We start from the raw sequence: 8,777 nt of genomic DNA, 5'->3' as shown, positions 1-8,777 counted from the left end.
TGCGTAACTCGTTACGCTTCGTCTCATGGAAAGACTATCGGGAGGTAACTGCTGATTTAAAGGCTGTGTATCAAGCGCCTACAGAGGACTTGGCCTTACTTGCCTTNGCGGAATTTAAAGACAAGTGGCCAGGTTATCACTCCATCGTGAAAAGTTGGGAAAACCATTGGATGAATCTACGTACGCTCTTTGAGTATCCTGAAGAGATACGACGTGCCATTTACACCACCAATGCCATTGAGTCTTTAAATAGCGTCATTCGTAAAGCTACTAAGCGTCATAAGATGTTCCNAAATGACGAAGCCGCTTTAAAAATGGTGTNTTTAGCCATTATGAATGCTAGTCAACGATGGACTATGCCAATACGGAATTGGCGCTCGGCTTTAAATCGGTTTAGTATAGAGTTTGGTGAACGAGTTACCGCTCACCTGTAGTAGTAAAGAAAATGGCATTTACACAAAAATATCTACAGGCTCTATTTTCAACGAAGTCTTTATCCTTAAACATCAAACTCACCATCAGCCCTGTATCTGCCAGATATAGTTTAAATTTTTCTAAATTCATAATGCTTGCTAAGCCGATGTTTGGGTCGTTAGCATAGTAAACGACAAGTACTGTTTTAGAGGCACCTAGCTCAGACAACTCATGCAAAATATCGGGAGCTCGCTCATGCGCCAAGACACTCGACACTTGATAACGGACAGAGTTTCTGCTTAGTTCGGCAGGAATCGCGTCAAACAACAAAGAAATCCTGCCGGTCGGGTCGATTTTATAAAAATCTTCTTCATATAAATGAATAATATCTCGCTTGACCTCATCGACTATTCTAAAATTATTACTTTCTATATAAGCTTGTACGGCTTGAGGCATCCCCCCAACCAGCATATACAATCTGGATCTAAGTAGCATATGGCGGTTTTGATCATCACCCAAGGCGATTCTCTTGCTAAAAGCCTGATGTAATAGAGGCACCGTCGTCTCATCTCCCAAAGCCCATAAAAACTCCTCAAAACCCATGGGATGCATTTCGATTTTTCTTTCTTCGCTAGGGATTAAAATTTTATCCACATTTTTTTTAATAGAAATCAGTGACCCTGTTTCAATATAATCATAACGACCGTCCGCCACCAGTTTTTTTATCGCTTGCCGGGCTAATGGGTTAAATTGCACCTCATCAAAAATAATGAGCGAATCTCTCTCATGCAGATCAACACCATACTGCAATTGCAACTGTAAGAATAAATAGTCTAAATCATTGATATCTTGAAATAAGTCTTGGATGTATTTAGGTGCAAATGCAAAATCAATCAAAATATACGATTTATATTCGCTGCGTGCGAAAGCTTCGGCAATCGTTGATTTGCCTATACGCCTTGCACCCTCAATTAATAGTGCCGTCTTGCCTGCTGAATTTTGTTTCCACTCTAAGAGTCGTTGATATATCTTTCTTTTAAACTCAAACTCACCCTATTTACTCAAATCCGCACTATTAATAGTGTCATATCACCATCGATCCGCATTTCATGCAGCACGCTAATCTCCTCAAAGATTAAAAATTTGGCTCTCAGCCTTAAACTTCCTACTCATACATACACCCTCAGTGAAGTAACAGCTTCTCCAAGTTATTATGATTCTATGCTTTGGTGGTAGAATGTGAGTCCATCAACTCACTAAAATTGATTATCTATTCAATCATTTACTGACAGGAGCAATTCTCATCATGGCAACCAAAAGCTATAAAGAGCTTAAAACAATACGGGACCTCATTCGTTACGCTGTATCTTGCTTTAACCAAGCTGAATTAAGCTTTGGCCATGGCAATGATAACGCATGGGATGAGGCGGTTTACCTTGTATTAGAGCGGCTCAATCTACCTTTAGAGCAATTAACTCCTTATATGGATGCTAGAGTATTAGAGAGCGAAAGAAAATTAGTCTTGGACTTAATTCACCAGCGCGCTGCCACACGATTACCATTAGCTCATCTCATCGGTGTAGCTTGGTTGCAAGGCCATCGTTTTCTAACCGATAAGCGAGTATTTATACCGCGCTCTCCTATTGCCAAATTAATTGCTCAAGACGAGCTTCGTCCTTGGGTACAAGATAGTGAAGCGTCAATGACCATGCTCAATATGTGCACTGGTTCTGGCGCCTTAGCTATTTTGATGGCCTTGGCCTTCCCAAGGACTGTGATTGATGCCGTGGACGTTTCCGAGTACGCGGTCTTATTGACTCAGCGTAATGTGGCTATGTACAAACTTGATGATCGAATCAACATCATCGAAAGCAATCTGTTCGACAAATTAAGCACCAAACGCTCTTACGACGTCATTGTATGCAACCCACCCTATGTCACTACTGAAAGCTTAAGACGCCTGCCGGATGAGTACCGACATGAGCCCTCACTTGCCCTTCACGGGGGCAAGGATGGCATGGATATCATTCGTCAATTCTTGAGCCAAGCGGCAAACTACTTAAACGACGAAGGAGTCATTATTTTAGAAATCGGTTTCAATAGAGATAATTTCCATGCTGCCTTTCCGGAGTTGGAGCCAATTTTCTTAGAAAATGAATATGATTCAAACATCGTTATTTTATTGACCAAAGAACAATTAAAAAACTATCAAGGATTTCAGTAAGCAATGATTAAAGCCCAAGGCTTAACCCTTCGTCGGGGCACCAAAGTTTTATTAGAAGAAGCTGAGTTTGTCATCAATCCCGGAGAGCGAGTTGGCATTGTCGGGAGAAATGGCGCGGGAAAATCCACTCTTTTCGCTTTAATTCAAGGCCAAATAGACCAAGACGCAGGCACCTTAGACATCCCTAATTCCTGGGAAATTGCGGCAGTTAGCCAAGACGTCTATGGACAAGAAAAAAATGCTCGCGAATTTGTTATTGATGGTGATATACGCTTGAGAGCATTACAACAAGCACGTGCCGAAGTTGACGAGTCTGACGGCATAAAGCTTGCCGAACTTGAGTCAGCACTCACCGATGCCGGCCATTGGTCAGCTGAATCTCGTGCTGAGCAACTATTAGCCGGCTTAGGCTTTGCCCCGGAGACTTGGGACAAAACAGTAAGCGAATTCTCAGGAGGCTGGCAGGTACGCCTATCTATTGCTCGCGCGCTCATGAAGCCATCTGATCTACTGCTACTGGACGAGCCTACCAACCACCTGGACCTTGATGCCATGGTGTGGCTAGAACGCTGGCTTAGCGCTTATCAAGGGACTGTTTTGCTTATTTCACATGACACGGAGTTTTTAAATAATATTGCTCGTATCATTCTGCATTTTGAGCAACATAAATTACAGCGTTACCGCGGCAATTATGAATCTTTTGTTGAGCAACAAGCTGAACGCCTGTCTCAGCATGAGCAGGCTTATGCCAAGCAACAAAAAGAGATACAACATATGCAGTCTTTTATTGACCGCTTTAAAGCCAAGGCGACCAAGGCCAAACAGGCTCAAAGCCGAGTAAAGGCTCTTAATCGCATGCAAAAGCTCGCACCGCTGCAACTAAGCTCAGGGATTAGTTTTAGCCTTCCACAGCCTGAACAAATGCCCGATCCGCTGATTATCATTGATAAAATAGACCTTGGATATGAGCCCACTCAGCCAATTTTAAAAAACGTCAGTATGATGATTAGAGCGGGAGCTCGTATTGGCATGCTAGGGGTCAACGGTGCAGGAAAATCTACTTTTATTAAATCGCTTGTGGGTGAATTAGAACCATTAAGCGGCACCATCAAAACCGCCAAAGGCGTTAATATCGCCTATTTTGCTCAGCAGCAACTGGACATGCTGGACCCACAAGCCACTCCCCTGTTGCATATGATTCGCATTGCTCCCAATGAGCGCGAGCAAAGCTTACGCGACTACCTCGGTGGCTTTGGCTTTATTGGTGAGCAAGCCCTCTCTAAGGTCGAACCTTTTTCCGGTGGTGAAAAAGCCCGTTTAGCCCTTGCTCTTCTGGTTTGGAAAAAGCCCAACCTCCTACTACTCGATGAACCGAGCAACCACTTGGATGTAGATATGCGTGAAGCCTTAGCAAGGGCACTAACCCAATTTGAAGGCAGCATCCTACTTGTATCACATGATCGGCACTTACTCCGTAGCACCACTGATGAGTTTATGATCGTCGCCGATGGCAGCATCAGCGAGTTTGATGGCGACTTAGATGATTATCAGCAATGGCTTACGGACAAAAAGGCGACGGAACGCCAAGAATCAACCCTTGCCAAGCAACAAGATCGCTTAGCCACCACAGACGAGAGTACACATATCGACCGCCGAGCCCGAAGACGCCAAGAAGCTGAAGAAAGACAGCGTTTAGGTATTCTCAAAAAGCCGCTGATTAAGGAACTGAAGCAGATTGAAAGCAAACTGGAAAAAGTGTCAGAAAGGCTTGAAGAACTGCAAAAGGCTATGAGTGATGAAAACTTCTATAGCGATGAGAATCGAGACAATCGCATTGCGCAATTAAGTGAGCATGGGCAATTGGAAGCGCAGAAAAACCAGCTGGAAGAACGCTGGTTCGAACTCACTGAAGACATCGAAAAAATCGATAAAAGCTAACAAAAACACATCATATTGATATAAAAATACCTTTAATAAAACACGCACTCAAGATTATTTGAAAATTTTTGTTTTACAAATCTAGTAAATATGGTATCGTTCAAGTGAATAAAATATTTAAGATTAAAGGTTAGCAAATCAATCTTTAATCGTTTTATTTTTAGCTGATATCCGTTTTTCTAAAAAACGTTGTAAAAGCTGATAAATACTAGTGAAAGTCATAATAGCCAAAGTGCTCAACGCTTGGTAAATTAACATGACTTATATTTTTGGAGGTGACCCTTATGCATAAAAAACTTTTACTTACAGCGACATTAGCCGTGTCTTCCATGTTTGCCACAGCGCAAGCAGAAAACCCTAAGTTTTTAAGTATGTTAACCGGTGGTACAGGCGGTACCTATTATCCCTTAGGTGGTGCAATCGCTAAGATTGTTAGCGACGAAACCGGCATCAAAACCGATGCTTTGTCTTCTAACGCCTCTGCGGATAACATCATTGCTTTAAATGACGGCGAAGCTGAAATCGCTTTCACACAGACTGACGTAGCAGCTTATGCGATTGATGGTATCAATAACTTCAAAGACAAGAAAATTGAAGGCATTCAAGCTCTTGGCTCTCTTTACCCTGAAACCGTTCAAATCATTACAACAGAAAAATCCGGCATTAAAACAGTCAATGACTTAAAAGGCAAAAAGGTTTCTGTTGGTGCGCCGGGTTCCGGTACCTATGTGAGTGCTGAGCAGATCCTTGAGGTTTACGGCCTAAACATGAAAGATATCCGCGCACAGCACTTAGATTTCGGTGAGTCTGTGGGTGGTATTCAAGATGGCAATATTGATGCAGCCTTTATTACTGCAGGTACTCCAACCGGTGCAGTTGAGCAATTAACAGCCACTGCAAAAGTCAATGTACTACCTATCGACGGCGAAGAAGCTAAGAAGCTTATCGATAAGTACCCTTTCTATGGTGTTGATACGATCAAAGAAGGTACGTATGGTCTAGCCAACGACGTTGAGTCTGTTGCCGTGTTAGCGATGTTAGTAGTACAAAAAGATCTTCCTGAAGATGCTGTTTACAATATCACTAAAGCAATTTATGAAAACTTAGATAAAATTGCACATGCTAAAGCAAAAGAAATTTCTTTAGACAAAGCATTAGATGGTATTGGATTCGACTTACATCCTGGTGCTAAAAAGTACTATGAAGAAAAAGGTTTAGAAGTTAAATAATTAAAAACATCTATTCCAATTAAAAAGTCGATAACAATAGTTATCGACTTTTTTTGAATACTATGCAACAAATCGTTTTTAGAAAAAAACAAACTTTTATCGGGATAGTAATTATCCTACTTGTAATTTTTACTGCATTAGTAATAATAAGATCATTATCTCACCAATCCGTATTAGTTTTTTCAGACCGCAAGACACAAGAAATAGAAGCTCTTTTACCTATTGAACCGGGCAATCGATTCAGTATTATTTTTGTTCATTCGATACACCATAAAGATGTTGTTGAAATATACCGCGTCAATGAACAAAATGAGATTGAACAAACAGACATTATTTTTGAAGAATTTGGAATAGGCATGCCATCAAATGCACCACCCGGTGCTCAGTTTGTCACTGAAAATGGCAAATACCACATCAAAAACCTAAACTTAATAATGCCTTCTATGATTATCCGAAATGGCAAAACAGTATCTAAGCATCGTCTTGTGTGGTTCGATAAAAATGACCAAGCGCACCAAGTGTATTTTAATGATTACTTTAAACCCGGCGCTTGGTTAGAAATTAAGGTTAAAAACTTACCACGTTATTTTTTATGGAAGGAGCCATTAATTCATGACTCAAAAATATCCAAACAAACCCACTGATCCTGATAAGGCACGAGACGTTGACTTTGCTGAAGAGGCAGAGCTAAACCCTGAAGAGCATGCAGCGTTATTAGAACAGTTTGATGTCGAATCACGTACCCGCCACCTAACTGGAATCATGGGAGGTATTGTCTTTGTCGCGTTAATTAGTTTCTCATTATTCCAAATTTACACTGGCGTCTTTGGGCAATTTACAGCATACATCCAACGTACAGTGCATTTAGGCTTCGCCTTATCGCTCATTTTTTTCTTGTTTCCGGCCAAACGCGGGACAGCAAGAAATCACGTCCCTTGGTACGATTTAATCTTAATTTTACTGGCGATTTTTGTTTGTGGCTATTGGCCAATGTATTACGAAACACTAGTAAGACACGTCGGCACCATTACAGGCGCACAGCTCGTGATTGGTTCGCTAGCTATTTTGCTGACACTCGAAGCCACCCGCCGTGCCGTAGGACTGCCTATTGTCATTATTTCAGTTGCGTTCTTGTTATATGCCTACTTCGGTCAATCGATGCCCGGCATGTTTGCCCACCGTGGTCTAACAGAGCACCAACTGGTTAAAGCCATGTTCTTTATCACAGAAGGTATTTTAGGCACGCCATTACAAGTGTCCTCTACCTACATCTTCTTATTCTTACTCTTCGGATCATTTTTAGTGCAGACCGGGGTAGGAAATTACTTTAACGACTTAGCAGTGTCTATTGCAGGTAAGCGAGTTGGTGGGCCTGCAAAAGTCGCCGTATTCTCGAGCGCCTTACAAGGTACTATCTCAGGTAGTTCGGTCGCTAACGTAGTCACTACCGGTTCCTACACCATACCTATGATGAAAAAGCTTGGGTATAACAAAAACTTTGCAGGTGCAGTCGAGGCTGCAGCGTCTACCGGTGGACAAATTATGCCACCTATTATGGGGGCAGCTGCATTCCTGATGATCGAGTTTGCCGGCGTTCCCTATTGGGATATTGCTAAGGCAGCCACTATTCCGGCCCTACTATATTTTTCAGGGATTTGGATCATGACCCACCTCGAAGCAAAGCGTACCGGGTTACTTGGACTTCCTGACGATCAGATCCCTAAAATGAAGGTCGTTTTAAAACGTATGCATTTGCTTTTACCGATCGTTATTATTGTCCTACTGCTTTTTAAAGGCTTTAGTATTGAAAGAACGGCATTATTAGGGATTGTTTCGGCGATTGTTGTATCTTTATTCCTCAAAGACACACGCATTACTCTTCCGAAAATCATTGAAGCACTCACCTCCGGAGCCCGTACAGCACTGGGTGTAGCGGCTGCATGTGCGTGCGCAGGGATCATTGTCGGTGTCGTCACAAAAACAGGCTTAGGCTTAAAAATGGGTAATGGCTTGCTGGATATGGCCGGCGTACTGGCATCCGGCAATTTGCAGCTCCAAATTTTACTCACCCTCATGTTTACTATGGTGACGTCTTTAATTATCGGGATGGGTTCACCCACAACGGCTAACTATATCATTACATCAACCATTGCCTTACCTGCCATTGTTGCCATTAATCATGTGTTGCCTGCTAACGAAGCAATTCCTATTTTAGCGGCGCATATGTTTGTGTTTTATTTCGGTATTGTCGCAGATATTACACCACCAGTGGCTTTGGCAGCCTTCGCGGCGACAGGGATTTCAGGCGGTGCTCCTATTCGCACAGCGGTTAACGCCACCAAACTAGCGATTGCGGCATTTATTATTCCGTACATGTTCGTCTTCCAACCACAGCTATTATTAATTGATACTAACTTTGTTGAAGTGATCATCATGTTAATAACAGCGATTACGGGGATGATTGCCATCGGTGCCGGATTAATCGGTTATTGGTATTTTAAATTGAATCCAATCCTGCGAATTATTTCTTTGGTTGCCGGTATTTGCTTAATGTATCCTGGTAGTTATACAGATATTATTGGCGCAATTATCTTTGTGATTCTAGTTGCTTATCAACTAGTACGTATTAAGGCTAATCCGGCACTTAAAAACAGCTAAAGATCATTTAATAACCTTAGCTACGCACTGTAATGACCCAGCACTTTCTGCTCACCTTATACCGCTAAAGCCTCTCTGACTTCAATGGGTGACTTCATGCCCAAGGACTGGTGTGGGCGTTGATGGTTATAAAATCCTATCCAGTCCGCTAACACTCGATTGGCATGTTGTATGCTCTCAAAACGCTGCCGATGGACACATTGCTCTTTGAGCGTACGAATAAAACGTTCAATCATTCCATTCTGTTGAGGGCAGTGTGGCATGATAAATTCCTGCCGTAACCCGTAGCTTCTAACCAAGGAGGTATAGTGCTT

The 8,777-nt window shown here is 42.2% G+C and carries 8 protein-coding genes; 6 read left to right on the top strand and 2 right to left on the bottom strand.

What is annotated here, in order from left to right; genetic code table 11:
- A partial coding sequence (locus tag B092_RS0111505) for an IS256 family transposase (RefSeq protein ID WP_018575385.1) occupies positions 1–434 on the top strand: 434 nt, incomplete at its 5' end.
- Here the strand turns inward: B092_RS0111505 and B092_RS14360 are convergent.
- On the bottom strand, positions 418–1,386 hold the full coding sequence (locus B092_RS14360) for an AAA family ATPase (protein WP_255313372.1): 969 nt from the start codon (positions 1,384–1,386) through the stop codon (positions 418–420). The two genes, B092_RS0111505 and B092_RS14360, sit on opposite strands and share 17 nt — an antisense overlap.
- Before the next feature lie 334 nt (positions 1,387–1,720).
- Here B092_RS14360 and prmB point away from each other — a divergent pair, with 334 nt between their 5' ends.
- The 5 genes from prmB (at position 1,721) to B092_RS0111470 (ending at position 8,463) form a co-directional block, all read left to right on the top strand.
- A complete protein-coding gene (prmB, locus tag B092_RS0111495; RefSeq protein ID WP_018575383.1) occupies positions 1,721–2,638 on the top strand; it encodes a 50S ribosomal protein L3 N(5)-glutamine methyltransferase in 918 nt (305 codons plus the stop codon).
- A gap of 3 nt (positions 2,639–2,641) precedes the next feature.
- The gene (locus B092_RS0111490; protein WP_018575382.1) at positions 2,642–4,576 is read left to right on the top strand and encodes an ABC-F family ATP-binding cassette domain-containing protein; all 1,935 of its coding nucleotides are present in this window, start codon (positions 2,642–2,644) and stop codon (positions 4,574–4,576) included.
- A gap of 284 nt (positions 4,577–4,860) precedes the next feature.
- A complete protein-coding gene (locus B092_RS0111480; RefSeq protein ID WP_018575380.1) occupies positions 4,861–5,805 on the top strand; it encodes a TAXI family TRAP transporter solute-binding subunit in 945 nt (314 codons plus the stop codon).
- Between the two features lie 62 nt (positions 5,806–5,867).
- Positions 5,868–6,449: a DUF1850 domain-containing protein gene (locus B092_RS0111475; protein WP_018575379.1), complete on the top strand. Its 582-nt coding sequence runs from the start codon at positions 5,868–5,870 to the stop codon at positions 6,447–6,449.
- Complete coding sequence (locus tag B092_RS0111470) at positions 6,418–8,463, top strand: TRAP transporter permease (RefSeq protein ID WP_018575378.1); 2,046 nt, start codon at positions 6,418–6,420, stop codon at positions 8,461–8,463. The genes B092_RS0111475 and B092_RS0111470 overlap by 32 nt, the downstream gene beginning before the upstream one ends.
- Before the next feature lie 56 nt (positions 8,464–8,519).
- On the opposite strand, the gene B092_RS0111465 is transcribed toward B092_RS0111470, so the two are convergent.
- Positions 8,520–8,777, bottom strand: a 258-nt coding sequence (locus B092_RS0111465; protein WP_156813077.1) for an integrase core domain-containing protein, incomplete at its 5' end; no start/stop codon positions are given.

The organism is Oligella ureolytica DSM 18253 (assembly GCF_000373745.1).
In the GTDB taxonomy this organism is placed as follows: Bacteria; Pseudomonadota; Gammaproteobacteria; order Burkholderiales; family Burkholderiaceae_B; genus Oligella; species Oligella ureolytica.
This window is presented reverse-complemented; position numbering and strand designations above follow the sequence as displayed.

Excerpts from the sequence above, each read along its gene's own strand:
- prmB (WP_018575383.1), top strand. The coding sequence starts at position 1,721 with ATGGCAACCAAAAGCTATAAAGAGCTTAAAACAATACGGGACCTCATT.
- B092_RS0111490 (WP_018575382.1), top strand. The coding sequence starts at position 2,642 with ATGATTAAAGCCCAAGGCTTAACCCTTCGTCGGGGCACCAAAGTTTTA.
- B092_RS0111480 (WP_018575380.1), top strand. The coding sequence starts at position 4,861 with ATGCATAAAAAACTTTTACTTACAGCGACATTAGCCGTGTCTTCCATG.
- B092_RS0111475 (WP_018575379.1), top strand. The coding sequence starts at position 5,868 with ATGCAACAAATCGTTTTTAGAAAAAAACAAACTTTTATCGGGATAGTA.
- B092_RS0111470 (WP_018575378.1), top strand. The coding sequence starts at position 6,418 with ATGACTCAAAAATATCCAAACAAACCCACTGATCCTGATAAGGCACGA.